At 36.7% G+C, this 26,354-nt stretch carries 34 protein-coding genes; 22 read left to right on the forward strand and 12 right to left on the reverse strand.

All coding sequences use genetic code 11. The features are described 5' to 3' along the window. Positions 1–110: 110 nt before the first annotated feature. A complete protein-coding gene (locus tag DU508_RS06395) occupies positions 111–1,301 on the reverse strand; it encodes a hypothetical protein (protein WP_115402012.1) in 1,191 nt (396 codons plus the stop codon). 159 nt (positions 1,302–1,460) lie between these two features. Between DU508_RS06395 and DU508_RS06400 the strand changes: the two genes are divergently transcribed. The 4 genes from DU508_RS06400 to DU508_RS06415 all read left to right on the forward strand — a co-directional run bounded on the left by DU508_RS06400 (position 1,461) and on the right by DU508_RS06415 (position 4,170). Continuing rightward, on the forward strand, positions 1,461–2,852 hold the full coding sequence (locus DU508_RS06400) for an aldehyde dehydrogenase family protein (RefSeq protein WP_115402013.1): 1,392 nt from the start codon (positions 1,461–1,463) through the stop codon (positions 2,850–2,852). 96 nt (positions 2,853–2,948) lie between these two features. Beyond that, positions 2,949–3,470, forward strand: coding sequence for a YfiT family bacillithiol transferase (locus tag DU508_RS06405; protein ID WP_115402014.1), 522 nt, complete (start codon positions 2,949–2,951; stop codon positions 3,468–3,470). A gap of 50 nt (positions 3,471–3,520) precedes the next feature. Next, a complete protein-coding gene (locus DU508_RS06410; RefSeq protein WP_115402015.1) occupies positions 3,521–3,760 on the forward strand; it encodes a DUF6364 family protein in 240 nt (79 codons plus the stop codon). Next, the gene (locus tag DU508_RS06415) at positions 3,757–4,170 is read left to right on the forward strand and encodes a type II toxin-antitoxin system VapC family toxin (protein ID WP_115402016.1); all 414 of its coding nucleotides are present in this window, start codon (positions 3,757–3,759) and stop codon (positions 4,168–4,170) included. Before DU508_RS06410 ends, DU508_RS06415 begins: the two co-directional genes overlap by 4 nt. Here DU508_RS06415 and DU508_RS06420 read toward each other — a convergent pair whose 3' ends face one another. From DU508_RS06420 to DU508_RS06450, 7 genes are all read right to left on the reverse strand, one after another. Next, the gene (locus tag DU508_RS06420) at positions 4,171–4,890 is read right to left on the reverse strand and encodes a heavy-metal-associated domain-containing protein (RefSeq protein WP_115402017.1); all 720 of its coding nucleotides are present in this window, start codon (positions 4,888–4,890) and stop codon (positions 4,171–4,173) included. 1,010 nt (positions 4,891–5,900) lie between these two features. Further along, positions 5,901–6,725 carry a 4,5-DOPA-extradiol-dioxygenase gene (gene ygiD, locus DU508_RS06425; RefSeq protein WP_115402018.1) on the reverse strand — a complete coding sequence of 275 codons (825 nt, stop codon included), beginning with the start codon at positions 6,723–6,725 and terminating at the stop codon, positions 5,901–5,903. A gap of 100 nt (positions 6,726–6,825) precedes the next feature. Beyond that, the gene (locus DU508_RS06430; protein WP_115402019.1) at positions 6,826–7,386 is read right to left on the reverse strand and encodes a helix-turn-helix domain-containing protein; all 561 of its coding nucleotides are present in this window, start codon (positions 7,384–7,386) and stop codon (positions 6,826–6,828) included. After that, positions 7,386–7,889: a DUF3347 domain-containing protein gene (locus DU508_RS06435; RefSeq protein WP_115402020.1), complete on the reverse strand. Its 504-nt coding sequence runs from the start codon at positions 7,887–7,889 to the stop codon at positions 7,386–7,388. Before DU508_RS06435 ends, DU508_RS06430 begins: the two co-directional genes overlap by 1 nt. Positions 7,890–7,978: 89 nt before the next feature. Then, positions 7,979–8,791, reverse strand: coding sequence for a hypothetical protein (locus DU508_RS06440; protein WP_115402021.1), 813 nt, complete (start codon positions 8,789–8,791; stop codon positions 7,979–7,981). 1 nt (position 8,792) lies between these two features. Beyond that, positions 8,793–9,329, reverse strand: coding sequence for a heavy-metal-associated domain-containing protein (locus tag DU508_RS06445; protein WP_115402022.1), 537 nt, complete (start codon positions 9,327–9,329; stop codon positions 8,793–8,795). A gap of 107 nt (positions 9,330–9,436) precedes the next feature. Continuing rightward, positions 9,437–9,841, reverse strand: a complete 405-nt coding sequence (locus DU508_RS06450) for an HYC_CC_PP family protein (RefSeq protein ID WP_115402023.1) — start codon at positions 9,839–9,841, stop codon at positions 9,437–9,439. 94 nt (positions 9,842–9,935) lie between these two features. Here DU508_RS06450 and DU508_RS06455 point away from each other — a divergent pair, with 94 nt between their 5' ends. After that, entirely contained in the window at positions 9,936–10,658 is a 723-nt protein-coding gene (locus DU508_RS06455; RefSeq protein ID WP_115402024.1) for a peptidylprolyl isomerase, read from the forward strand. Here DU508_RS06455 and DU508_RS06460 read toward each other — a convergent pair. Continuing rightward, positions 10,651–10,941, reverse strand: coding sequence for a type II toxin-antitoxin system RelE/ParE family toxin (locus DU508_RS06460; RefSeq protein ID WP_115402025.1), 291 nt, complete (start codon positions 10,939–10,941; stop codon positions 10,651–10,653). The genes DU508_RS06455 and DU508_RS06460 overlap by 8 nt on opposite strands. Beyond that, complete coding sequence (locus tag DU508_RS06465) at positions 10,932–11,159, reverse strand: hypothetical protein (protein WP_115402026.1); 228 nt, start codon at positions 11,157–11,159, stop codon at positions 10,932–10,934. Before DU508_RS06465 ends, DU508_RS06460 begins: the two co-directional genes overlap by 10 nt. 90 nt (positions 11,160–11,249) lie before the next feature. On the opposite strand from DU508_RS06465, the gene DU508_RS06470 reads away from it, so the two are divergent. The 3 genes from DU508_RS06470 to DU508_RS06480 all read left to right on the forward strand — a co-directional run bounded on the left by DU508_RS06470 (position 11,250) and on the right by DU508_RS06480 (position 14,335). Continuing rightward, entirely contained in the window at positions 11,250–12,017 is a 768-nt protein-coding gene (locus DU508_RS06470) for an exodeoxyribonuclease III (RefSeq protein ID WP_115402027.1), read from the forward strand. Between the two features lie 91 nt (positions 12,018–12,108). Beyond that, positions 12,109–13,356 (forward strand): imidazolonepropionase, encoded by a 1,248-nt coding sequence (hutI, locus tag DU508_RS06475; protein ID WP_115402028.1) that lies wholly within the window; start codon positions 12,109–12,111, stop codon positions 13,354–13,356. After that, positions 13,343–14,335, forward strand: a complete 993-nt coding sequence (locus DU508_RS06480; RefSeq protein WP_115402029.1) for a formimidoylglutamase — start codon at positions 13,343–13,345, stop codon at positions 14,333–14,335. The genes hutI and DU508_RS06480 overlap by 14 nt, the downstream gene beginning before the upstream one ends. A 32-nt stretch (positions 14,336–14,367) precedes the next feature. On the opposite strand, the gene DU508_RS23780 is transcribed toward DU508_RS06480, so the two are convergent. Further along, entirely contained in the window at positions 14,368–14,526 is a 159-nt protein-coding gene (locus tag DU508_RS23780; RefSeq protein WP_158542131.1) for a hypothetical protein, read from the reverse strand. A gap of 10 nt (positions 14,527–14,536) precedes the next feature. Further along, entirely contained in the window at positions 14,537–15,097 is a 561-nt protein-coding gene (locus DU508_RS06485) for a 5-formyltetrahydrofolate cyclo-ligase (RefSeq protein WP_115402030.1), read from the reverse strand. A 260-nt stretch (positions 15,098–15,357) separates the two neighbouring features. On the opposite strand from DU508_RS06485, the gene DU508_RS06490 reads away from it, so the two are divergent. The 14 genes from DU508_RS06490 (at position 15,358) to DU508_RS06560 (ending at position 26,327) form a co-directional block, all read left to right on the forward strand. Beyond that, positions 15,358–15,879, forward strand: coding sequence for a hypothetical protein (locus tag DU508_RS06490; protein WP_115402031.1), 522 nt, complete (start codon positions 15,358–15,360; stop codon positions 15,877–15,879). A gap of 90 nt (positions 15,880–15,969) precedes the next feature. Continuing rightward, positions 15,970–17,229, forward strand: coding sequence for a putative DNA modification/repair radical SAM protein (locus DU508_RS06495; RefSeq protein ID WP_115402032.1), 1,260 nt, complete (start codon positions 15,970–15,972; stop codon positions 17,227–17,229). Further along, positions 17,229–17,993: a TIGR03915 family putative DNA repair protein gene (locus DU508_RS06500; protein WP_199562660.1), complete on the forward strand. Its 765-nt coding sequence runs from the start codon at positions 17,229–17,231 to the stop codon at positions 17,991–17,993. Before DU508_RS06495 ends, DU508_RS06500 begins: the two co-directional genes overlap by 1 nt. Before the next feature lie 34 nt (positions 17,994–18,027). Then, positions 18,028–19,053 (forward strand): sensor histidine kinase, encoded by a 1,026-nt coding sequence (locus DU508_RS06505; RefSeq protein WP_115402034.1) that lies wholly within the window; start codon positions 18,028–18,030, stop codon positions 19,051–19,053. A gap of 151 nt (positions 19,054–19,204) precedes the next feature. Then, positions 19,205–20,620: a tRNA (N6-isopentenyl adenosine(37)-C2)-methylthiotransferase MiaB gene (gene miaB, locus DU508_RS06510; protein ID WP_115402035.1), complete on the forward strand. Its 1,416-nt coding sequence runs from the start codon at positions 19,205–19,207 to the stop codon at positions 20,618–20,620. Between the two features lie 99 nt (positions 20,621–20,719). After that, positions 20,720–21,961 carry a sigma-54 interaction domain-containing protein gene (locus DU508_RS06515; protein WP_115402036.1) on the forward strand — a complete coding sequence of 414 codons (1,242 nt, stop codon included), beginning with the start codon at positions 20,720–20,722 and terminating at the stop codon, positions 21,959–21,961. Between the two features lie 34 nt (positions 21,962–21,995). Then, entirely contained in the window at positions 21,996–22,502 is a 507-nt protein-coding gene (locus tag DU508_RS06520) for an LptE family protein (RefSeq protein WP_115402037.1), read from the forward strand. Positions 22,503–22,588: 86 nt separating this feature from the next. Continuing rightward, complete coding sequence (locus tag DU508_RS06525; RefSeq protein WP_115402038.1) at positions 22,589–23,635, forward strand: hypothetical protein; 1,047 nt, start codon at positions 22,589–22,591, stop codon at positions 23,633–23,635. 14 nt (positions 23,636–23,649) lie between these two features. Further along, a complete protein-coding gene (secG, locus tag DU508_RS06530; protein ID WP_115402039.1) occupies positions 23,650–24,006 on the forward strand; it encodes a preprotein translocase subunit SecG in 357 nt (118 codons plus the stop codon). Positions 24,007–24,185: 179 nt separating this feature from the next. Then, complete coding sequence (locus tag DU508_RS06535) at positions 24,186–24,737, forward strand: RNA polymerase sigma factor (RefSeq protein WP_115402040.1); 552 nt, start codon at positions 24,186–24,188, stop codon at positions 24,735–24,737. An 11-nt stretch (positions 24,738–24,748) separates the two neighbouring features. Continuing rightward, positions 24,749–25,090, forward strand: a complete 342-nt coding sequence (locus tag DU508_RS06540) for an HMG-box domain-containing protein (protein ID WP_199562661.1) — start codon at positions 24,749–24,751, stop codon at positions 25,088–25,090. A gap of 338 nt (positions 25,091–25,428) precedes the next feature. Further along, positions 25,429–25,713, forward strand: coding sequence for a hypothetical protein (locus DU508_RS06550; protein ID WP_115402042.1), 285 nt, complete (start codon positions 25,429–25,431; stop codon positions 25,711–25,713). Continuing rightward, complete coding sequence (locus tag DU508_RS06555) at positions 25,700–25,936, forward strand: hypothetical protein (protein WP_115402043.1); 237 nt, start codon at positions 25,700–25,702, stop codon at positions 25,934–25,936. Before DU508_RS06550 ends, DU508_RS06555 begins: the two co-directional genes overlap by 14 nt. A gap of 4 nt (positions 25,937–25,940) precedes the next feature. After that, positions 25,941–26,327, forward strand: a complete 387-nt coding sequence (locus tag DU508_RS06560; protein ID WP_115402044.1) for a glycosyltransferase — start codon at positions 25,941–25,943, stop codon at positions 26,325–26,327. Positions 26,328–26,354 lie beyond the last annotated feature (27 nt).

Genomic DNA, 26,354 nt, shown 5'->3' on the forward strand with positions numbered 1-26,354 from the left:
TGAAAAAGCTTGCCACGGAAGCGCAGAACGCCCGGAGACTATGATTCAATTCCGTGCCACTCCCCGTGTTTCCGTGACAAAAAAAGCTAATAGATCCGGAGGTTAAAAGCCTATCGGATTATTCTTCCTGTTCTATCCACATTTACATCATCGAATGGTTTTAAATATTCATTAATGATAACGGAGAATTCCCTGCGGGTTAAAATCTTTTTCAAATCATATTTAGAGGAAAATCCATAATTCTTGTTCCATTTTTTTGCAAGGTCTGTTTTAGTTGCCTCAATCGCTTTATTGCCTACATAACTAACCATTGCAATCGTGTTTTCTAAATTGATCGGAATGTTTTGATGGTCATCAAACCAGATTTGAGCTTTGTAGTAATAATCCTTAACCGGTTGTTTAATTTCATCATAAGAAACTTCTTTTTCAGGATTGAAATATGCTTTCCCGTTTCTGATCTCTGCTTTAATAATTCCAGTAATTCCGATTTTTTGAATCGCCAGCCAATTTGAATCGGCAATTTTTACATCTTCGAAAGGCATTAAAGCGTGTTTATAGCTTAATAATTCTCCCTGAATCCTCTTTAGGTTGGATAAACTGGTTTTGGTTTGGAAAAAAGCAGCATAAGCCGCTGTTGCACCAGCAGCAGGACCGATTTCAAAATGATCAGAAGGAATGTACAATAGATTCTCCTGTTTGGGGATGAGCAAATTATATAAGGATAAAAAGCCTGCACCAGCAGAAGTTGCACCAGCAATTGTGGTGCGATAAAGATTTTCGTTATAATTCAATTGGCTCAACACAGCTGGATTTAAAGAAGCGATTTTTAGTGCAGCCATTAACTTATCAGGATTATCTGCAAGGATTAAAACCTTTGCTTTAATACTTTTATTTTTAGTCAGCCTCAACTCCCAGCCATTGCCCGAACGTTTGATTTCATGGTATGGTGCATTGTTGATTACATCAAAAAGCTTCGAGCTATCCGACCAGTTTTTAATAACCGCGGTCGCTATTTGATTGGTTATTTCTGGCAACGGAACGCTGTCGGCAAGTTTTAAAGATTTTCTGGCTCTTTTTTCAAAGGCTTTAGTTACACCACTTGCAGGGATGGATTTATAATCCTGTAATTTGAAACCATCGCTCTGTGTTAAGACAATAGTCTTTACACCAGATTCTAATGCTTGAACCCCGGCCGAAAAAGCGGCTGCAGTATTTCCAACGACCAACACATCTGTTTTAACCGTTTGTGCGTTGATGATCAAAGGAATCATGAATGCGAAAACAAAAAACAATCTCTTCATTTGCGAAATTTAAAATTATTTGCAATATGCTTTAAATGAATGAATTTTTAATGAAATGATTGTATTTTAACTAAATTTAACTGACAAGCCAGAGATGTCAACCTCTAGTTATCGAAGATTCTCATAAGCCTTCGGGCTCAGGATTGACCATGATATAAAATGGAAGAAAAAATAAAATCAGTTTTTGATTTACAACAGAAACACAAATTTGATTTACGCAAAACGAATTCAAAAACGCGAATTGAGAAATTGAAATTGCTCAAACAAGCTTTAGAGAATGCTGAAGAGGAGATTTATGCTGCTTTAGAAGGGGATTTGCGTAAAAACCGTTTCGAAACAGCTGTAACGGAGCTATTTTTTACTTATGCTGAAATAGACCACGCTATTAAAAAGCTAAAAGGCTGGATGAAGCCAAAAACGGCTGGTAAAACAATGAGCAATTTGTTCGCCCGTAATAAAATCTATTATGAGCCAAAGGGCGTTTGCCTGATTATTGCACCTTGGAATTATCCTTTGCAATTAATAATGAGTCCGTTGATTTCGGCGATTGCGGCTGGAAATTGTGTGATTTTAAAACCTTCAGAGTTGAGCAATGCCACTGCCGCGGTGATCAGCAAAATCATCTCAAGTACTTTTGATGAAAAGGAAATTGCTTGTTTTGAGGGCGATGCAGAAGTTTCAACCATACTATTAAAATACCCCTTTGACCATATATTTTTTACCGGAAGTACAGCTATTGGTAAAGTGGTTATGGAGGCCGCTGCTACAAACCTCACTTCGGTTACATTAGAATTGGGCGGCAAGTCGCCGGCAATTGTTGATGTAACCTGTGATCTGAAAACAGCGGCAGAAAAAATTGCCTGGGGCAAATTAGTAAATGCCGGGCAAACCTGCATTGCTCCTGATTATGTTTTAATTGATGAAAAGCTGGAAATAAATTTCATTGAATATTATAAATCTGCCGTCCAAAAGATGTTTTTCAATGAAAATGGTATAAATCGGGAGGTTTATGGAAAAATCATCAATGAAAAACAGTTTCAACGGTTAATTAATCTGATTAAAAGAGCTACAGATGACGGTGCTAAAGTATTCTGGGGTGGAGAAGTCAACGAAAAAGATTTAACAATAAATCCAACCGTTCTCACTTCGGTTAATGCCCGAAATGCGATCATGCAGGAAGAAATTTTTGGTCCTGTTTTACCGGTAGTTACTTATAAAAATCTACAGGAAGCCATTGATTTTATTAATGCAAAAGATAAACCATTAGCATTTTATATCTTTTCTGAAAACTCAGAAAATCAACGTAAAATCATTAACGAAACCAGTGCTGGTGGTACTTGCGTAAATGATGTACTGGTTCACATCAGCAATCCGAACCTGCCTTTTGGAGGCGTAAATAGCAGCGGTGTTGGAAGTTGCCATGGTATTTTTGGTTTCAAAACTTTCTCGCACGAAAGGGCGGTGGTTTTTCAATCAAAACTCGGCATGACGAAAATGATTTACCCACCTTATCAAATGGGTTTGTTGAAATGGTTAAAGAAATTAATGTAGATCAGGATTAAGGGATTATCAGGATAAATGAGATTTTAATTCCGTGTATTCTGTGTTTCCGTGGCAAATAACCTTTAATAATGTTATTTTGGTTTCATGGATTTAGAACAACTTAAATACCCAATTGGAAAATTTTCAATGCCCGATATTTTTAGTGAACACCAGGCTGAAATCTGGATTTCAGAGATTGAAGCACTGCCCGAGCAAATCAAAAAGGCAACCGAAAATTTAACTGATGAACAACTGAGCCAAACTTATCGCCCCGAAGGCTGGACGCTTAGACAGGTTGTCCATCACATTCCCGATAGCCACATGAATGCATATATTCGTTTCAAGCAAGCAATTACTGAAGATATTCCCATCATCAGGCCATACCATGAGGAACGTTGGGCAGAAACTGAAGAAGGGAAAAACGGCGATATACAAATGTCTATTGCATTATTGAACGGGCTTCATCAACGGTGGGTTGCCTTTCTTAAAACGCTCAAACTGGAAGATTATCAGCGAAAATATATTCATCCAGCCCAAGGGAAAGAGCTTACTTTAGCGCATATGTTGGGCACTTATGCCTGGCATGGGAAACATCATTTGGCGCATATTGTTAATACTGTAAAATGAGTTTGACAATTTAAAATACAACACGTATATTTGAATATATCACACGTATTATGGTAACGAAACTCACTTTAACCGTTGAAAAAGCTACTATTGAAAAAGCTAAATCTTATGCTAAACGAACAGGAAGGAGTTTATCTGAATTGGTTGGAAAGTATTTAGAAACAATAACGCTTGATGAGAAACCTGTCATTTCTTCGAAGTTGAAAGGAATTGTTGGAGCAGTAAAATTACCTGATGATTTTGATGAAGAAACTGCGATTAGAGAATATTTTGAAAACAAACATTTATGAAAAAAATATTTGTTGACACCAACATCATCGTTGACTTAATTGCAGATAGAAAACCATTCAGTAAATTTGCCATAGAAATTTTCGAAAAGGCTGAGAGAAAAGAAATCCAATTATTTACATCATCTCATACAATTGCTGCTACTCACTATTTACTTAAAAAATATTTAGAAGAAAAGCAGCTAAGACAAGTACTTTATGAAGTCTTGGAATATGTTCAAATCATTGCTGTAGATCAGAATATTATCAAAAGGGGATTAAAATCAAAGCATAATGATTTTGAAGATGCATTACAAATTCTTTGTGCTTACAATGCTGAAAAACTAGATTATATAGTAACTAGAAATATTAAGGACTTCAAAGCGGCTGAAATCCCGGTGTTTCCACCAGATGAGTTGTTAGGAAAGCTATAATTACATCAACACCAGCATCGCGGCGCTCATGGCTATCATGATAGCATCTTCAACAATCGTTACCGTACTCATTGGTAAGTTAAATACCGCACCTAAACAAGCACATTGAATCTTTTTCTTATTCAAAACACTTTCTAAAACACCAAGAACACTTACTGTCATAACAATAAGTGTTACCCAATTCACCACAACAGGAGATAAATTAAGGGCAAAACTTAATCCCAATCCGAGTTCTATAAAAGCATAAATGTAACCCCATGCGTTAAATTTTTTAGCAACAATATCATACATGGCATAACTTTCGGCAAAAGCTTTTAGGTTTAGCAACTTGAAAAATGAAAACGTGAGGAAAAAGCCAGCCATAAAAATGCGCATGAAAACCATAAAATTTACAGCGTTATCTTGCCATGAAACCAAAAGAGAAACCGCAGTTACATAACCAAAAATTAATAAGATTGGCTTATAGGTTTCTACCCATGATTTTGTTTCTTCAAGAATTTCCTTATGTTCAGTCGCAGAGATTTGATATTTGCTTTCAGAACCGCCCAACGCTTGTTGAAGTGCATTTAAAGCGACGTGTTGATTCATAATGATTGTTGCCGAATGGGTATCTTTTGAAACCTCAACAGCAGTCACATCTGGTAAAACCAACAGGTTATTTTTTACTTTATTTTCGCAACTGCTGCAAGTCATGCCGGTCAGTTGATAAGTATGCGTCATGATAAAATTTTTATGCAAATTTACCTATTGGGCAGGCGGGAACCGTTATAGAATAATCATAAAATGTTATAGAATTTCGACAATGAGATTTCCTTGTTTTTCCCGCAGATGCCGCGATTACGCAGAAAAAAATAAAATCTGCATGATCTTCTTAAATCTGCGGGATGTTCTTTTAAAATAAATTAAAACAAACATGTTAATGGTATAGTGATAATTTATTTGCTTCGCAGCTACTTCGTGATCATCAAAATTAATATGAATGGCTTTGAGATTTTCCTGGTATTTCCCGCAGATGCCGCTGATTACGCAGAAAAAAATAAAATCTGCGTAATTTTCTTAAATCTGCGGGATGTTCTTTTAAAAATAAATTAAAAAAAACATGTTAATGGTATAGTGATAATTTATTTGCCTTGCAGCTACTTCGTGATCATAAAAATCAATATGAATGGCTTTGAGATTTTCCTGGTATTTCCCGCAGATTATGCAGAAAAAAATAAAATCTGCGTGATCTTCTTAAATCTGCGGGATGTTCTTTTAAAAATAAATTACAAAAACATGTTAATGATATAGTGATAATTTATTTGCTTCGCAGCTACTTCGTGATCATCAAAATCAATATAAATGGCTTTGAGATTTTCCTGGTATTTCCCGCAGATTATGCAGAAAAAAATAAAATCTGCGTGATCTTCTTAAATCTGCGGGATGTTCTTTTAAAAATAAATTACAAAAACATGTTAATGATATAGTGATAATTTATTTGCTTCGCAGCTACTTCGTGATCATAAAAATCAATATAAATGGCTTTGAGATTTTCCTGGTATTTCCCGCAGATGCCGCTGATTACGCAGAAAAAAATAAAATCTGCGGGATGTTCTTTATTTAAAAACTCAACTCGTGATTAACAGTAAATTACGAAAAACGCCAATCGTAGAACAAAGTATCTGTTGTTGCAACAAAAGTATTTCCGGTCCAATCAGGTTGATAAACAAAGAAATCTCTTCCTGGCCCAATTACCCCACCAAAACCGAAGTCATGGTTAAAGAACCGCCAACCGCTTTATCATTGAAGAAAGAAACCTCTTCCTTTTCATTTTTTAAGCCCATGGTATAAATTAATGGTAAATAATGCTCAGGAGTAGGGATGGCCAGCATGGCATCAGCACCTAAATTGCGATAATTGATCAATGGTTTATGGTCGCCGTTTGCAATGAGATTTTTGAACTTGTCGTTTATTTCAATTGCCCAATCGTAACCGCCGCCATTAATCATTTCCCAACTCAACATCCTAAGGTTGTGCACCATATTTCCACTACCAATAACCAGCACGCCCTTTTTGCGAAGCGCATAAATCTCTTTCGCGATTTCATAATGTTGCTCTGGAGATTTCGTGTAATCGATGCTCAATTGTAAAACGGGAATGTTTGCATCAGGATACATGTGTTTTACAACCGTCCAGGTTCCGTGATCCAGGCCCCAATCATGATCTAAGCCAACATTTGTAGAGTGAACCAGATTCGGGATTTGTGCTGCCAATTCCGTATCGCCAGGGGCAGGATATTGCACATCGAAAAGGCTTTGCGGGAAACCACCAAAATCATGAATAGTAGTTGGGAAATCCATAGCGGTCACGAAAGTTCCATGCGTGTACCAATGTGCTGAAACAACCAGAACGGCCTTCGGAACAGGAATATTCCTGGCCAAATCCATCCAACCCTCACTAAACTCATTATGTTCAATGCCATTCATTGGCGAACCATGACCAATAAAAACCGTTGGCATTAACTCCGTTTGAGGCAAACGCTGAGTAAAATTTCTGAATTGTGATAAAGTTGACATCTTGAAAAACTTATACACAAAAGTACAGTACTAATTAAAGCATCGACTTGATTTATGATAAGAAAACATAATAGCGTTCGAAAGCTATTATGTTCTTAGCTCATATTTCGTCTAATGTTTTTCTGCTATCTTTTGACTGGGCCTTGTAATTTGATGGTGTTAAACCTGCAACTTTTTTAAACTGCGCAGAAAGATGGGCAACGCTGCTATAGTTCAATTGATAAGCGATTTCACTTAACGTAAGTTCGCCATAAGTAAGCATTTCCTTCGCCTTTTCAATTTTTTGTGCGATGAAATATTTTTCGATGGTTTGGTTTTCAACCTCTGAAAAAACTGCACTAAGCTGAGCATATTCCAGATTAAGCTTTTCACTTAAGTAGGAAGACAGATTAATTTTTAACGGTTCATCGGTATAATGAACCAGGTTTATTATTGCAGTTTTTATCTGTTCAGCAATTTGAGTTTTTTTATCTTCCAGTAATTCAAAACCAAAGCTTTTTAAGCTTCTACCGATTGTGATTTTATCATCCGCAGAAATGGTTTCCGTTAACAAAACTTTACCGAGTTCTACAGAAACAGGGTTAAAGCCAAGCTTTTCAAGCTCAGCTTTAACCACCATTTTGCAACGGTTGCATACCATATTTTTGATATGCAGGTTCATTATTTCGATTTTATGGTTTCCGTAACATCGCCACAATCAAACATCATGCTTCCATAATATGGGTTTTCAATGTTTTCTTTTTCATTTAACCAACTTGCTTTCGCCATTGGGCAATGCTGAATGTAAACGGTGGTATTGTTAAATTTGATGTTTCTAACAGTTTTAATCATAGCATAAGAAATACCCTCAAAAGATTTTCTTTGTGCTTTGATGTCTTTTCCCGAAGCCAGTTCAGCTGCTTTGGTTTTGATGATTTTAGATTGCTCCATCCAAAGGGTATGTTGTGAAGCAGGTAAATCCTGATGTGGAATAGCATCAATCCTGGCAGATAAAATTTTTGCTTTTTCTGTCGCCACATCTTTTTTATCAGTAGCCAATGCGTTTTTCACATCGTAATAAGCTGTTAATAGCTGATTGAAAGCTGCATCAGCTTTAACTTGTGCGAAAGTTATTTTAGTGGTTGCGATGACCATTACAGCCATCATCATCATTACTTTTTTCATCTGTATAAATTTGTTTTAATTGTGATGAAGCGATCAGGTTTATTCATACCACTATGTGGCTTGAAAAATCATGATGGTTTCAAGATATTTTATTTTAAAACGTTAAAAAAATTAAATTCTGCCCTGATCAGGTACATGTTTTTAGTATATCGATTGGCTATGTTGCCTGCAGCCTGAAAACGGTATCCTAAATCAATACGGGTAGTACTGTTCAAAATCATCTGTATTGCTGGTGCCAAATCTAAATAAGATTGACCACTACCGGGGTCAGTTTTACCCAGTAACTCAAAATAAACATTAAAGTTGGGTTGTCTGTAATCTTTATAAACAACAGGCAAAACTAAGTATCCTGAAGATAAACTATAGGAAAGCATATTGTTTGGCTCAGGCATTCCGGCTCTTTGCTTTTCACTGTCATTGAAAGCGTGAGCATAACCCAATGTTGCTGAAAGAGCCAGTTTATGCAAAAGTTGAGTAAAAATTAATCCGCCCTGAATGCCACTGTTGTCCCCTTCTAAGTTAATGTCTCTTGTAAATGTTGGGCGTTTACTGGTGCTTATTCTTCCAAATGCCGCTGCCCTGAAATGGCTTTGTACATTATCCAGTGAAAGGAAACGATATTTCCCATATAAACTCCCTCCTTCTAAACGATATTGACCATCCATATCTGATAAGAAGGCTTGCGCATGCATCATCAGGTTTTTGTTAAAACCAATCATTACTTCCGGAATAGTTCTGCTCACAAACCCGGGATTGTTGAACATGCCCTCATTGGTTAAACGAGCACCAATCGATTTCGTTGGCATATTGCTCGCAGGTTCAGTAAAAACATAAAGTTCCTGACTGTGAACATTTAAAATGGAGCCAGCCCAAAGCAGCGCCAGAATTAAAATCCTCTTCATTTTATGAAAGGACTAAATGATATACGCGGGTTTTTTTGCCATTAACAACTGTTGTTCCGCTTGCATAGGCATCAGAATCAACGGAAGTCGCTTGCTTTTTAAATGCTGAACCTGAGATGAAATTTTTATCAACCAAAGATGCTTTAACCGTTCCGTTTAAAGTTTTGTTTTTTGCATTTATAAAGCGATAAACATTGCCATCAACAATCGCCTGGCCTTTATCATCTATTTTAACCTGGTTAAAGTTAAAATCTGCGGTTAGGCCACCAACGGAGAAGCCTGCATCCTGAACTTTCTTGCGCACTAAATCCAGGTTGATGTTCGCCTCTTTTTTGAAAGTTAAAACAAAGATGTTTTTATTTAAATCGGGTTTTACTGAACTGATAAAACTTAATGTTTCCAGTGATTTTTGCGTTGCATTGGAACACATTGAGCAGGTTAATCCCGTTACCTGTAAATCTGCCGTTGAAATTTGCTGAGCCGAAACTTTAACGGCGAAAAGAAGCATAATAATGCTGAATATTTTTATTGTTTTCATAATTTTTGAATTGGAATTAAACGGACTATCAAACACTGAATTTATTTCAGCGGCTTAATAGCAAAGTAGATGCTGAACTTGCTCAGCATAATGGATTTCATTTAATCCTAATTCCTAAAAATGCAATTGAAAACATGTAAAGCAACTCTGGTGGAGAGTGGAGGGGCTTTGTTCGTAATTTTGTTAAAAAATTGCGGAGTGATGTTGGAGAGGAATTCTAAAACAGGAGAATGAAGAAAAAGCTGAATGGAAAACAACTTCGGCATTTCAATTTTCGCCGCAGTTTGATGGCTGTCTTTGACTTTAACAGTAACTTGTGTATTCTTGCAGCAGCCATCATCTTTTATCTTTTCAGCGGGAATATCCATGCAAAATTTGCAGGAAACTTCATCACTAAATAGTTTTACATTTTCTAATTTACCACCACAAAAGTGTAAACTTAAAGCCAAACCCATAACACTTACTGCATATAATACAGTTAAAGAAAGTGCTATTTTTTGTTTTAACTTCATGAGTACAAAGGTAAAGCAAAAAATTTCAAATAATGAGTTCATTTATTTATTGAATTTCATTTTTTAGCTTAATTTAGCCTCAAACACCATTCAAATGAAGAAATTAATCTTGTTCATCTGTACATTTTCAGTGCTTTCTGTCTTTGCCGCAAAGCCGAAAAATCAATACATCCGAATCAAAACCGAGTTTGGCGAATGCATTATAAAATTATATAATGAAACGCCTTTACATCGTGATAATTTTTTAAAACTTACAAAAGAAGGTTACTACAATGGTACACTCTTTCATCGGGTAATAAAAGATTTTATGATTCAGGGAGGCGATCCTGATTCAAGAAATGCAAAGCCCGATTCTTTGTTAGGAGATGGCGGACCGAAATACACTATTCCTGCAGAATTTAGAGATAGTTTGTTCCATAAGAAAGGTGTTTTGGCTGCGGCAAGAGAAGGAGACGGCATCAATCCCGAAAAGGCATCTAGCGGTAGTCAGTTTTATCTGGTTCAGGGAAAAGTTTTTACAGATGAACAGCTAAACAGTTTAGAAGAAAAACGCCTGAAGTTTAAAATACCAGAATGGCAGAGACAAGTTTACAAAACCCTGGGCGGAACACCGCATCTGGACAGAAATTATACCGTTTATGGCGAAATTGTTATCGGTTTGGAAATGGTTGATCAAATAGCTTCAGTAGTAACAGACAAAAATAATCGGCCAAAACAGGATATTAAAATGGATATTACAATATTGAAAAAAAGAGAGGTAAAGAAATTGGAAAAACAGTTGGCCGCAGATTCTTTAAAACAAAAAACTACTATGTAATCAGAGGCTCTTGTCTGTTATCAAAAAAGAATAAAATTCTTATTTCTTCCTGATGAATTTGGTAGTAGAAAGATGTATATTTCGAAATAACACCCTTTCTTACCGTGTTATTAAAAGAAATGGGCTCGTAGATAAAAGGTTGTTGTGCTACCAAATCGATTTTTTGATATGTGCTATGAATAAATTTTCGAGCATATTCATACCCCCAATTTTCCTCGATAAAAATAGCGATTGCTAACAATGTTTCGTAAGCTTCTTCAGAAAAGGAAACGCTTAATTCCATTTCTCAGAAAGTCTTTTCTTAACTTCATTGAAAGGAATTAGTTTTCCCTGTTTTGCTTGTTCTAAACCTTTATTAATTCCTTGTTTAACCTTTTCAGGTAATATATCATTTTCTGAATTAATATTTGAAAGGATTGTTTCTACCCGAACTAAAAGATTTTCGTCATCAGTCTCAAATACTTTTTTTGCGATTTCTATTTTCAACTCTTCAATGCTCATAAACAAATTTAACAAAAGGAAAATCAATTACTAAGCATTTATTCAATTAATTTCTAAATTTACCCATTACGATAATTCTGACACTATTGAATGAAAATCATCTCCTATAACGTTAACGGCATCAGGGCCGCAAGTACCAAAAACTTTTTCGGATGGTTGCAGGCTACGAATGCCGATATGGTCTGCTTGCAGGAAGTAAAAGCTTTTCCCATACAAATCCCTGAAATTATTGCATTAGTTGAGCAACTTGGTTATTATCATTACTGGTTTCCTGCAGAAAAAAAAGGTTATAGCGGAGTAGCAATTTTAACCAAAATAAAACCAAACAACGTAGCATTTGGCTGTGGCGAAGAATGGATAGATAAAGAAGGAAGAATTTTAAGAGCAGATTTTGATGATTTTTCATTGATGAGCTTGTATATGCCATCGGGTTCGAGCGGAGACGAACGTCAGCTTAAAAAATATGCTTTCATGGCGTTCTTCGATGCATATATTGGAGCATTACGTAAAGAAATTCCTAACTTAATTGTCAGCGGAGACTATAACATCTGCCACACTTCAATTGATATTCATAATCCTAAATCAAACGCAAATTCATCAGGTTTTTTACCAGAAGAACGGGAATGGATGCAATTATTTTTAGATAATGGTTTTATTGATGCTTTCCGTCATTTTAATAAAGACCCTCATCATTATACCTGGTGGAGCTACAGAGCGGGTTCAAGAGGTAAAAACCTGGGTTGGCGAATCGACTACCACCTGGCTACCCGATCAATGGAGCATAGATTAAAAAATGTAAGGATTTTGCCAGATGCGATCCATTCAGATCATTGCCCGGTTTTGTTAGAAATGGATTAATTTTGGTTAGGCGGTTAATTGTTGAATCGGTTAACTGTTGTGCTAAATAACGATTAACCAATTTATAAAATTTAACCATTAACCTAACCAAATGCTAATCACAAATATTAAAGGTCTCGTTGGCTTACATCCCAAAGAAAAATCAGTTATTCGGGGCAATGAGATGCATCATTTGCCTGTTTTAGAAAACGCATGGCTTTTAATTGAAGATGATTTGATTAAAGATTTTGGCGAAATGAATTCGATTCCGCCTCAAATCTCAAGTTTGCCATCTCAACTCTCCGTAAAAGGCAAATATGTTTTTCCATCCTGGTGTGATAGCCACACGCATATTGTTTTTGCAGCTTCAAGGGAGGAAGAATTTGCAATGAAAATTCAAGGCAAAACCTATGAAGAAATTGCAGCAGCTGGGGGTGGTATCTTAAATTCGGCAAATAAATTACAACACACTACTGAAGATGAGTTGTTTGAAAGCGCATCGGCAAGGTTGAAAAAAATGATTTTACAGGGAACGGGTGCCGTGGAAATTAAAAGTGGTTATGGTTTAACTGTTGAAAGCGAACTCAAAATGTTAAAGGTAATCAGTCGATTGAAGGCTAGTTTTCCAATCCCGATAAAAGCGACTTTTCTGGCTGCTCATGCTTATCCAAAAGAGTTTCAGAATAACCATCAGGCATATCTCGATTTAATCATTAATGAAATGCTGCCGCAAATTGCAGCCGAAAATCTGGCTGATTATATTGATGTTTTCTGTGAGAAAGGCTTTTTTTCAGTTGAAGAAACGGATCAGATTTTAAAAGCAGGCGCAAAATATGGTTTAAAACCTAAAATCCATGCAAACCAGCTTTCGGTTTCAGGAGCGGTAGAGGTTGCCGTAAAAAACAATGCTGTTTCTGTTGACCACCTGGAAGAAACCAACGCTGATACGATAGAAAATTTAAGAAATTCAGAAACCATTGTAACGTTGTTGCCATCATGCTCGTTTTACTTAGGGATTCCGTTTGCTAATGCAAAAGGCTTTCTTGCGGCAGATTTACCCGTTGCATTGGCTACAGATTTTAACCCTGGTTCAACTCCATCTGGCAACATGAATTTTGTGGTTTCATTAGGTTGTATTAAACTTAAAATGCAGCCAGAGCAAGCAATTAATGCAGCAACATTAAATGGCGCTGCTGCTATGGAAATCAGTAACAATTATGGAAGCATTGCGATTGGCAAGCGAGCCAACTTATTTATCACACAACCAATGCCCTCAATTGCGTATTTGCCTTACAGTTTTGGCGAAACGCAAATAGAGACAGTTATTTTAAATGGCGAAATTTACAATGGACAACCTTAAAATATATTCGCAAAGCGATATCAATAACCTGATTATTTATCGCGATGGCGAAACTAAACTCGGAGAAAAGGTTGAAATATATAGTCATTTGAAAGAAAATACTTCGTCAATAGCAGCAATCTCACTCGAAGGATTGGCGGCTAGCAAGTCGAGGTTTGTGCTTTTGGGTATTCCTGAAGATATTGGTGTTCGGGCAAATTTAGGCATCGCAGGGGCATCAACTACCTGGCGATCAAGTTTGATAGCTTTTCTTAATATCCAGAGTAATCGCTTTTTAACTGGAGATGAGGTTTTAATTTTGGGTCATTTTGAAATAGAGGAACCAGAAGATTCATCAATAAATGGCTTGAGAAGTAAAGTTGCTCAAATGGATGATTTGGTTTACCCTGTTATTGAAAAAATTGTAGCTTCTGGCAAAATCCCAATTGTTATTGGAGGTGGGCACAACAACGCTTATCCAATAATTAAAGGTACGTCCATTGCAAAAAAAGAAGCTATTGATGTTTTGAATATTGATGCACATGCAGATTTACGCGGGCTGGAGGGAAGACACAGTGGAAATGGATTTACTTATGCCCTGGCTGAAAACTACCTTGACCATTATTTCATGTACGGCCTTCATCAAAGTTATAATAACGAAGCAATTCTGAATCAGATCGAAATCAATCCCAAACTTAAAGCCGTGTTTTTTGATGATATTTTAAAAGGGAAAGATGATCAGGATCTGCTTTCTGAAATTAATGCTGCGGCAGGATTAGAGATAGATTTAGATTGCGTTCAAAATGTGCTTTCCAGTGCAGAAACGCCATCAGGTTTTGCTGTAAATGATATTCGAAAATTAATTTTAACCAACGAAAAGAAATTCTCCTATCTACACATCAGCGAGGGCGCAACAAGATTGCTTGATGGCAGAGTAAGTAAATTAACCTCAAAATTGATTGCATATTTGGTCAGTGACTTTGTTAAGACGCAGCGATAATTCAGTATGATGAGTGACCGAAAAATCCAATTCTATAAATGCTCTGCTTCGTATTTTTCGCCTGCTTTTAACATCAATTCAATTTGCTTTAAATCATCGGCAGTAAGCTCTTCCTTTTCCTGCAATTCAAATAACGCGATCATGTTGTCTTCGTATTGCTTTTCGGTTTTAATAACGATCTCCTGTGCCATGATGTTAAACTTAAAATTTGATGGTTTCTGTTGGTGTAATGCAAAAATCCAAACGAATGTCGTGTTGATCAACATCATCGATCTGATCGATTGCAGGATGCAAAGATAAGCCTATTTTTTGAGCATTTATATTTTCAAGAAAGCGGTCGTAAAAGCCTTTGCCATAACCAACCCGATAACCTTTTTTATCAAAAGCGAGCAACGGTACCAAAACCAGATCTATTTCGCCATCATGAACATTTCCTTTTTGAGGTTCCAGGATATTGTAGAGGTTCTTCTGCAGATCGTAAATACCCAAATATTCATGATGTGACATCAATGCCGTTTCAAAATCAGCTTTCGGGACAATAATTTTAATTTCTGGATGATGTTCTGCCAGCCATTCGATCAGCAAAAATGTATTTGGTTCTCGCTTATCCGTAATTGGCAAAAAGATATGCAGTGTTTTTATAGCGCTGAAATCCAGGGTAACGAATTGCCTTAACAATCCGGCGTTCAGAAATTCATAATCTTTATCATTTATCGATAATCTATCTTTTAACGCTTGTTTTCTGATTTGAGCTTTCACCATAATAACAAAGTTAGCTATTTATAACAATTCGATTGATGGCTTGTTTCGGGCGTTAATATCTATCTGTTAATCATTGTTGTTGCTTTTAATCATCAGAAAAAACCTTTTACTCGACCTGTGTTTAGATGAATTCAGAATGAAATTTGGTTGATAATAGGTCATTTGCGCAAATAAATACCGTAAAAAAACGGTACACAATACCTATTTGTAGGTATTTGAATAACGTTTATATGGCTTTACCTTAGTATTAATTAAGCCAGATGAATTCTTTTCAATTAAAATATCATAAAAGCAACGTATTAATTGCTGCGTTAATTGGAGTTCCATCCATCGGAGCACTACTCATGCTCATGATTTTATTTTGCTTACCCATAAATGCACCATTATGGGCCATCACACTGCTTATTTTTTCTTTCTTATTGGTAATGATTCTGGCATTGAGATGGATTATTAAAAATCAGGTCTTCGTACCCTGCACGGTTACGATTAACAGACAAGGATTGCGCTTTAATATTGAAAAAGCCAGTCTTTTTTATGATAAAAAAAATTTCTTCTCAGCCTGGGAAAATATTGCATCTATATCAGAGAAGTTTGATGATCAAAATGGCGGTTATTATTATCAAATAAGGTTTAGAAAATCTTTCATCAAAGTCAATTTAAGTGCCCAAATAAATTGTGAGGAAGAGGCTGAACTTTTCTTTAAAGAATTAAGTTGTTTTCAAGACATACTTGATCTGTCAAAAATTGAATTTCCAGATAACTATAATCCTGTTTATATATAATAGCCTTATTCCAAAAACGAGTGGAATAAAGCGGTTTGTTTACTAACAATTTTAGTTTTATTGGCTATGTTTGTTAGTAAATATCTTCCTATGTCTTTTGATCGAATTCGTGAAAAATTAAATATTCTTGCCGATGCCGCAAAGTATGATGTGTCATGCTCGTCAAGCGGTGGAAATAGAAAAAATGAAAACAAGGGACTTGGCAACAGTCATGCTTCAGGCATTTGCCACACTTACACTGAAGATGGTCGCTGTGTATCCTTATTAAAAATTTTGTTAACCAATCATTGTATTTACGATTGTCTTTTTTGTGTTTCAAGAAAAAGCAATGATGTAAAAAGGGCTGCCTTTACGGTTGATGAAGTGGTGGAGCTTACCATGAACTTTTATCGCCGAAATTATATCGAGGGATTGTTTCTTAGTTCAGGGATTTTTAAGAATGCTGATTTTACCATGGAACGTTTGCTGTTGGTTTGTAAAAAGCTTCGGTTAGAACAAAAATATAATGGTTACATCCACCTTAAAACCATTCCCGGAGCAAGTGACGATTTGATTAAAGAGGCGGGATTATATGCAGATCGCATGAGCATTAATTTGGAAATGCCTACTGAAGCCGGACTAAAACTTTTAGCTCCTGAAAAAAACCATGCAGATGTAATTAAACCATTGGATTTTGTTCAGCAAAACATTGTTCAATTTGCAGCTGATAAAAAACTGATCAAACATGTCCCTAAATTTGTTCCTGCTGGGCAAAGCACGCAAATGGTTATTGGAGCTACGCCAGAAAGTGATAAAGAAATTATGTATACAGCCAATGCTTTTTACAAAAACTTTTCGCTAAAAAGAGTGTACTATTCTGGCTACGTGCCTATCAGCAACGATAACCGAATGCCCGTTTTGGGAACACAACCACCGCTTTTACGCGAAAACAGATTATATCAAACCGACTGGCTCATGCGCTTTTACGGCTTTAAAGTCCAGGAAATTCTCAATGATGCAAATCCCAATCTCGATATTGATATTGACCCGAAGCTGAGCTGGGCGATCAGAAATATGCAGCATTTTCCGGTGGATATCAATCAGGCTGATTACAAAATGATTTTACGTATTCCGGGAATCGGCGTAATGTCGGCACAAAAAATTGTTCAGGCCCGAAAGTTCGGAAAACTTAGAATTGATCAGTTGAAGAAAATTGGCGTGGCTTATAACCGGGCCAGGCATTTTATCCGGTGTGCAGATAGTCCATATCAGTTGAAAGATTATCAAGGCACACAAATCAAAGCCTTTATTTTGGCAGAAAGTCAAAGTAAATACTTAAAAACAGATAATAATCAATTGATTCTTTTCTGATGATTTACATTTTCGATGGATCTTTGCCTGGTCTTTTAACGGCTGTATTTGAATGGTTTGAAAGAAAACCCGGTCCTGTTAATCTCATGTTAACAACGGTTTTTCAACCCGATGCGTTCACTGAAGGTTTTACTGTTATCACAAATGCAGAAAAAGCCGACCGTGTTTGGGCCGGATTACAAAAGAGGTTGAAAAAAGATTGGTTGAGAAAATTTTATTGCACTTATTTATCTGAAATTCCTGATGCTTATCAACACCTTTTTCAGTTTACCATTTATATTTTTCAAAGTGCGCCTGGTGCTCAGAGTAATTATGGCAATGATCATGTAATGGCGTTGGCAAAATATGCCAAAAGTGTGGAACGGGAAAAGCATCGCATGGAAGCTTTTATTCGTTTTCAAAAAACCGGAGATGGAATGTTTTATGCGGCCATCGATCCTGATTTTAATGTTTTACCTTTAATCAGTAACCACTTTAAAAACAGATATGCCGACCAGCAATGGATCATTTATGACCTGAAAAGAAAATATGGCCTTTACTACGATTTACAGACCGTTGAAGAAATCACCGTTGATTTTTCAGCGGATGTGAACCAGAAAAATCCAGCCACAATATTGATGGATGAAAAAGAAGAACTTTATGCTGTTTTGTGGAAGGATTATTTCAAAAGTGCCAATATCGTTGCCCGTAAAAACACCAAACTTCACATCAAACATGTTCCGAAAAGATATTGGAAATATTTAACTGAAAAGCAACCGGGATAACATTGCCTTAACATAAAAAACTTTAAATTGCACCATGAAATTAAGTGTGCTGGTTTTATTTACTGCGCTTGCGGTTGGAATTTCCATCGGCATGGTCAATTTTTATTTTCAGCACAGCTGGTATTATTTGGCCATTTCTTTCGGTGTTTCTTTTTTATGCAGCTTTCTGGTTTTCTATTATTTGCTTGAAAAATACATTTACACTAAAATTAAGCTGATTTATAAACTCATCCATAACTTAAAATTGGGTAAGGATTTAAAAGATGCGCTTGGAGAGTATGTCAGTTCAGATCCGATTAATGATGTAGAACAAGAAGTTAAAGAGTGGGCTGGTGCAAAAAAAAGAGAAATTGATTTGTTGAAAAAGCAAGAGCAATTTCGCCGGGAATTTCTATCAAATGTTTCTCATGAGTTTAAAACACCACTTTTTGCTATCCAGGGTTATGTAGAAACGTTACAGGATTGTATTGCTGATGACCCGGAAATGGCCATGAAGTTTCTTAAAAAAGCCGAAAATAATGTAGAGCGTTTAAGTTATCTCATTAACGATTTAGATGTGATAGCTAAGCTTGAAACAGGCGAATCGCCCATTAATTATCAGAAATTTGATTTCGTTGCACTGGCCAAAGAGGTCATGGAAAATTTAGAAGATCGGGCAAAGGCAAAAAACATTAAGCTCTTTTTTAAGGATAAATATACGGCTAACACAATGGTTAATGCTGATCGGGAGAAAATCCGCCAGGTGTTGATTAACCTGATTGTGAACAGCATTAAATACGGAATTGAAAATGGCGAAACCGCGATAAAAATATTTGAACTTCATGATCAGTTCCTCATTGAAGTTACTGATAATGGAATCGGAATTGAAGAAAAACATTTGCTTCGCTTGTTTGAGCGTTTTTATCGGATTGATAATCACCGGGCAAGAGAGGTAGGCGGCACCGGCCTCGGATTGGCCATTGTAAAGCATATTTTAGAAGCCCATCAACAAACCATCTCTGTGAGAAGCACGCCGGGAATAGGAACTACTTTCGCTTTTACGCTTCAAAAAATAGGCTAATCCCATCCTGCTATTATTTTATAGCTAAACAAGATTTTAAGCCATGCAACGAGATTTTCAATTCTATTGTAAACATTGAAACAAAACGTGCCAATTTGTCACTTTTAATTTTATTTGTGTATTTTTGCAATCCCCAAAATCTTTTTAAAGAATGATTGATTTACAAGTACAGGATAAAACGCATGATGAAGCAAGACAAGGTGAAGCTTTGATTTTAGATGCACCCGTTAAAGCAGATGCCCGCAAATTATATATTGAAAGTTATGGCTGTGCGATGAACTTTGCTGATAGCGAAATCGTTGCCTCTATTCTATCAGAAACAGGATTTGAAACTACCGGCGATTATCATCAGGCAGATGTGATTTTCATTAATACTTGTTCTATTCGCGAAAATGCAGAAACCAGGGTTAGAAATCGTCTTTCGCAATTTGGGGTAGAAAAACGCCGCAATCCAAAGTTAATTGTTGGTGTTTTAGGCTGTATGGCAGAGCGTTTAAAATCTAAGTTTTTAGAAGAAGAACGTTTGGTTGATGTAGTGGTTGGACCAGATGCTTACCGCGATTTACCTAATTTAATTGAGCAGGTAGAAAGTGGGCATAAAGCCGTTAACGTATTATTATCTCGTGAGGAAACCTATGCAGATATTAGTCCGGTTCGTTTAAACAGCAACGGCATCACCGCTTTCATTTCCATTACGCGTGGTTGCAATAACATGTGTTCATTCTGCGTAGTGCCATTTACCCGCGGTCGTGAGCGTAGTCGTGATGCACATTCTATTGTTGAAGAAGCAAAAACATTATTTGAAGCAGGTTATCGTGAGGTTACACTTTTAGGACAAAACGTAGATTCATATACCTGGACTTCTGAAGACGGAACCGAAACCGTAAATTTCGCTCAACTTTTAGAGCAAACGGCATTGGTAAATCCAGCTTTAAGAGTTCGTTTCTCTACTTCGCATCCAAAAGATATTACAGACGAAGTTTTACATACCATCGCTAAATACGACAACATTTGCAATTATATTCATTTACCTGTTCAATCAGGCAATACGCGGGTTTTAGAGTTAATGAACAGAACTTATACCCGTGAATGGTATATAAACCGTATTGATGCCATTCGCCGTATTATTCCTGGCTGTGCAATTTCAACAGATATTATCGCCGGTTTCTGTACAGAAACGGAAGAAGAACACCAGGAAACCTTGAGTATGATGGATTACGTTCAATATGATTTTGCGTATAACTTCACTTATTCGGAAAGACCAGGAACTTTGGCCGCACGTAAATTAGCAGATGATATTCCGGAGGATGTTAAAAAACGTCGTTTAGCTGAAATTTTAGCAAAACAACAGGCGCACTCTTTAATGCGCTTACAAGAATGGGTTGGCAAAACCATCCGAGTGTTAATAGAAGGCACTTCAAAAAAATCAGATCAGGATTACTGTGGTCGGGGAGATAGTGGTGCAATGGCAATTTTTCCGGCCGTTGAGGGCGTTAAGCCTGGCGAATATGCCAACGTATATATCGAAAGATGTACATCTGCTACGCTAATTGGAAAAATTGTTTAAAAGGTAGAAGGCTTTAAAATCAATCGCTAAACTTAGCTGCTCTTAGCTGTCTTAGGTGGTAAAATGAAACCGCAAACTGAAAAATTGGATACTTAAAGAATGGATACACAAAATATTAAACAACGATTCGGGATTATCGGCAATTCGCCATTACTTAATCGTGCTATAGATATTGCAAGTCAGGTTGCGCCAACCGATATGTCGGTATTAATTACAGGCGAAAGTGGAAGTGGGAAAGAGGTTTTTTCTCAAATCATACATCAAATGAGTGTCCGCAAACATGGTGCTTTTATAGCAGTAAACTGTGGTGCCATTCCTGAAGGAACAATAGATTCAGAGCTTTTTGGCCATGAAAAAGGCTCTTTCACGGGAGCGCATGAAGCCCGTAAAGGTTACTTCGAGGTAGCGAACGGCGGAACAATTTTTTTAGATGAAGTTGCAGAATTACCTTTAGGCACGCAGGCCCGTTTACTGAGAATTTTAGAAAGTGGAGAATATCTGCGTGTGGGTTCATCAAAAGTTCAGAAAACTGATGTTCGCATTATTGCAGCCACCAACGTTGATGTTTACAACCGTGTTAAAAATGGAAAATTCCGTGAAGATTTGTACTACCGGTTAAACACAGTTCCATTACGTATCCCTGCTTTACATGAGCGTAAGGAAGATATCTATTTACTGTTCCGAAAATTCGCAGCTGACTTTAGTGACAAATACCGTAGCCCTGCATTACACCTGGAGCCTGATGCGATACAAATTTTAACCAATTATAGCTGGCCCGGAAATGTTCGCCAATTGAAAAATATTGCAGAACAGATTTGTGTTTTGGAGAAAGACCGCAACGTTACCGCCCAGGCCATTTTAAATTACATTCCAAATGAAGCCGGAAGTAATTTACCAATGACCATCAATTCACAATCAAAAGAGGATTTTACTGAAAGGGATATTCTTTATAAAGTTCTTTTTGATATGAAGAAAGATATGGTCGAACTTAAGAAACTGGTTGCTGAAATCATTCAGCATGGAGGTAATACCGCTACTGTTTTAGCAGATAACCCACAATATATCAACCAACTTTACAGAGATGTAGAGTTGCCCGCGGGGCAGGAACACGCCTTTACCATTCAACAACCTACACCAAACAGTAATATCAGCAATAACAATTCAGATTATTTTGCCCATGAAGCAGAAGAGGTTGAAGAATCCCTTTCGCTTGTTGATAAAGAATCCGATTTAATAAAGAAAGCCCTAAAAAAACACAAAGGTAAGCGGAAGTTCGCAGCTCAGGAGCTCGGAATATCTGAACGTACACTTTACAGAAAAATTAAAGAGCTTAATTTATAATACGTAGGATTCGCAAAACAACATTAAAACACTTATGAAAGTTAAAATATTCGCTTTATTTCTAATTGCTGCGCTAACCTCTTGTTCTTACAAATTTAGCGGGGCATCAACAGAAGGATTAAAAACAGTGGTTGTGCGTACTTTTGAAAACAATGCGCCGCTTGTTGTGCCTAACTTAAATAATCAATTTACCGAAGCATTAAAAACAAGAATTCGTAATCAAACAAATTTAAGCATAACAACTACCGAAGGAGATGCTGTTTTTGAAGGTAGAATAACCGGATATGATATTAAACCAGTTGCACTTCAATCAAGCTCCACCCCAACAGCCGGAGCCAATCGTTTAACTGTAACCGTTTCAGTAAAATACACCAATAATACCACAGGGAAAGAAAAAGAAAGCTTTGAAGAAAGTTTTACCAAATATTTCGATTTTCCTTTAAATGGAGCATCTATACAGGCTGCATTACCCAATGCACTGGATCAGATCAATAAGCAATTAACTGAAGATATTTTCAACAGGGCATTTGCACAATGGTAAATTTCTGTTAATTCAAAAATCACAGACTTAGAATCTTTTTCAAAAAAACCGCCTACATTTTTTAACTTAGCGGCAAAGCATCAATAATGGATAACAAACAGCTACTGGCAGATTTACTTGCACAACCTGGAAAGGTTGAGTCAGCTCATATATCCATGCTGAAGGAAATGGCAGAACAATTTCCCTATGCGCAACCGATTCATCTGCTGTTGGCAAAAGCCGGGGCTGCTTTTGTTCCCAAAGCTGCGTTATACACCCAGGGAAATGTTTTATTTCACATCTTGAATATCGTTCCAATACAAAACGAAGCTGAAGAAACAGCTATTCTAGATATCCGGATTGAGGAAGAATTTACCCCGGAACATGAGGTTTTCGATGAGATTGGGGAAATTGATGCCCAATCTGTACCAAAGGTTGTTAAACCTGTTGAGATTGAAACACCAAATCATTTACCAGGCGTTGATAGTCATCTTTTAGATTTACCTACCAACGAAAATGACTTTATTGAAAGCGTTGCAGCAACTGATTTCTTTGCATTTGAACAGAAATTAAGTACCGATGTAGCAGAAGCTCCGCAAATTGAAACTGTTGTCCCTGATGAACCTGAAATACATCGGATTTCTAAGTATGATGATGATCAGTTGCCTTATACTTTTTTATGGTGGTTGGCTAAAACCAGAAAAGAACATGAGCAGATTTTTCAACCTTATGCTCAACCAAAACCAGCAATAAGAAAACAACAAACTGGTCAGCAACAGGAAAGAGCGGAATTTCAGCAACAATATGTGGAACACATTTTTCACATTCAAACGCCTTTTGAGGTGGCAGACCATTTAGCTGAATATCCTGCTGCTGAAGTTAAAGATGCAAAAGGTGCTGAAATTATTGAGAAGTTTCTTAAAGAAGATCCCACAATAAAACCGCCCAAACCTGAGCAAATTGATAATGAAAATAAAGCTAAAAAAAGCGCAGAAGATCATTACGACCTGGTTTCAGAAACTTTAGCCAAAATTTATATCGAGCAAATGCTTTATCACAAAGCCATAGATACTTATAAAAAATTAAGTTTGAAATATCCAGAAAAAAGCCGTTACTTTGCCGACCTTATCCAATCTATAGAAAAGAAATTTTAAAATATAATATTACGATGGTAACCTTTTTAATCATTTTATTAATTGTTGTGTGTATAGCTTTAGGCCTGTTTGTATTAATACAAAACCCTAAAGGTGGTGGTTTAGCAACAGGCGGTGGCACAAGCAATATGTTTGGCGTTCAACGTACGGGCGATGTTTTAGAAAAAGGATCGTGGATTTTATTAGCACTAATTGTTGTTTTAACATTAGGCATTACTACCATTACTAAAAATGGCGGTGGTGCTACTGCTGTAGGAAATTCAGCTATTCAGGAGCGTTTAGATAAAACACCTTCACCATCTCCACTTGGCGGATCATTAAACAACACAGCTCCGGCTAAACCTGCAACAACAGATACAACTAAAAAATAGTTAAATGCTGAAGCATTCAAAAAAGCTTTCCTCAAAAAGGAGAGCTTTTTTTTTGCCGGTAAATAGCCCTTTCAGAGTAATGAGTTTCCAAACCATTGCTACGCCTTTTCGAAAAAAAAGAAAAAAATTTAGAGTAATATTGAATCTCATCCGTTTACTGGTTTACAAAGCAACAAATAGTGCCGACAAACGAACCGCAAAATATCATTTCAACTGTTTCCAATTATGGAAAACGCTTATTCAGCTTCATTCGGGGCAGGGTAAACACAGATGAGGATGCAGAAGATATTTTACAAGACGTTTGGTATCAACTGAGTAACCAACCCGAGGCGAATGCAATTGAACAAATAAGCGGATGGTTGTATCGTGTTGCCAGAAATAAAATCACAGATAAATATCGAAAACAGAAAGATGAACATCTGGAAGATTTAAGTTTTGAAGGCGAAGACGGAGAAATTAATTTCAAAGAGATTTTATTGGCCGACGCTTATTCGCCCGAAGAAGAAGGTTTAAAAAAGCTTTTTTGGGATCAACTATTCCTCGCGCTGGAAGAATTACCTGAAAATCAACGCTACGTTTTTGTTCAGAATGAACTTGAAGAACGAACTTTTCAAGAACTGGCAGATGAAACAGGAGAAAACATTAAAACATTAATATCAAGAAAGGGTTATGCAGTAAAACACCTGCGTAGCCGTTTACAAAATTTATATCAGGAATTTATTAACTATTAAATTAGCAGGCAATGAGAAATGGGAAATTTAATCGAGGCTGGAAATTTGTTTTCTTTCTACCAATTGCAGCATTAATTATTGCAATATTGGGTTATGTGGTTATGTTTTTATGGAATTGGATTTTGCCGGAAGTGGCCCACGCTGGGCGACTAAATTTTTGGCAAGCACTGGGTTTGTTGATTTTATGCCGGTTGCTATTTGGTAATTTTAAAAAAGGCGGCGGCCAACATTTTAAAGAAAGAGCCAGAGGAATGCGTGAGAAATGGCAAAACATGAACGAGGAAGAAAGAGCCAGATTTAAAGAAGAATACAAAAGGCGATGTGGTGGATGGGGACATAGGAACAAAGAATAATTTAAAGCCAGCTTCAAAAAAGCTGGCTTTTTTTGTATACCCGTTGTGAATTTAACAAGAATGGTCGTTTTCCTGAACCTGTTTCAGGATCTAAATAGCGGGAAAGATGCTGATCACGAAGTGGCTACAATTAATACTTGCTGTTGTAAAATGAATGATGAGTGTACTATTTGGGTGCAGATAAAGACAAGTTCAGCAATCTTTTTTGCCTTGCTGTCCTTGTTTTACCAGAAGGCGGCTACTCAGATGTTCTTAGCCGTCTTAGGTGGTAAAAAAATTCAAATTATTTAAAGTAAAAATAAAATCCCTTCGTCTACCCTATTAAATAACAAGAAATCATGAAACAGATATTAAAAACCATAACATTCGGAATCATACTTGGTGCAACTGCTTTCTTCATCCCTTTTATATTCAAATTTATATTAGCCTTAATGATAATCGGATTTGTATTTAAAATGATTTTAGGAGGCGGAAGACGTCGTCACTTTGCCAACCGATTTGAAGGATTTGATCATAATTATTCACCGATAGTTCCAATTGACAATCAATGGTACAAACCAACAGTACAAGGTAACGGATCAGTTAATCAAATCAACATCAATTATAATCATGAGAGCATTTAGAATATTATTAGCACTGGCTGTTGCAGGCGCAACTTTTTATAGCTTAAATGTCTTGGCCGTTCAGTACGGGCATCGCGATCGGCTGGACTTCAGGAACAGGCATTACCATGAAAATGATTGCGAACAAGCACATTACCGAAATCATGGCTTTAACCACCATAATAAAAAATCGGTTGATACCATCATCACTCCGATTGATAGTACAAACAAAATAAACAACTAAGTAAATGTCACAGGTTTTAGTTTTAAGCAATCCATCTCCAGGCGATGTGAAGCCAATTTTGGGCTTGGCGAGTGAATTAATTACCCGCGGAGAGAAAGTTACTTTCTTTAGTTCTGATGAATTCAAAACACCAATAGAAAATATTGGTGCCGAGTTTAAAGCTTATACTCAAGATTTGAGTGTTTTCAAAAAGGAAGAAAATGACGATGAAAAGCCCAAATCCGGATTAATCAGTGCATTACTGGAACCAATGAAGTTTATTGATGACATTATGGTACAGATAAGAGGTTTGAAATTCGATTACGCCGTTTTATCGCCATCCTATCCTTATGCAAACATCATTACGCAATTACTGGGTATTTCGAGAACCCAGCAAATCATCTCGGATTAAATATTGGCCAGGCCGATGAATTAACAA

Source organism: Pedobacter chinensis, assembly GCF_003339865.1.
Lineage (GTDB): Bacteria > Bacteroidota > Bacteroidia > Sphingobacteriales > Sphingobacteriaceae > Pedobacter > Pedobacter chinensis.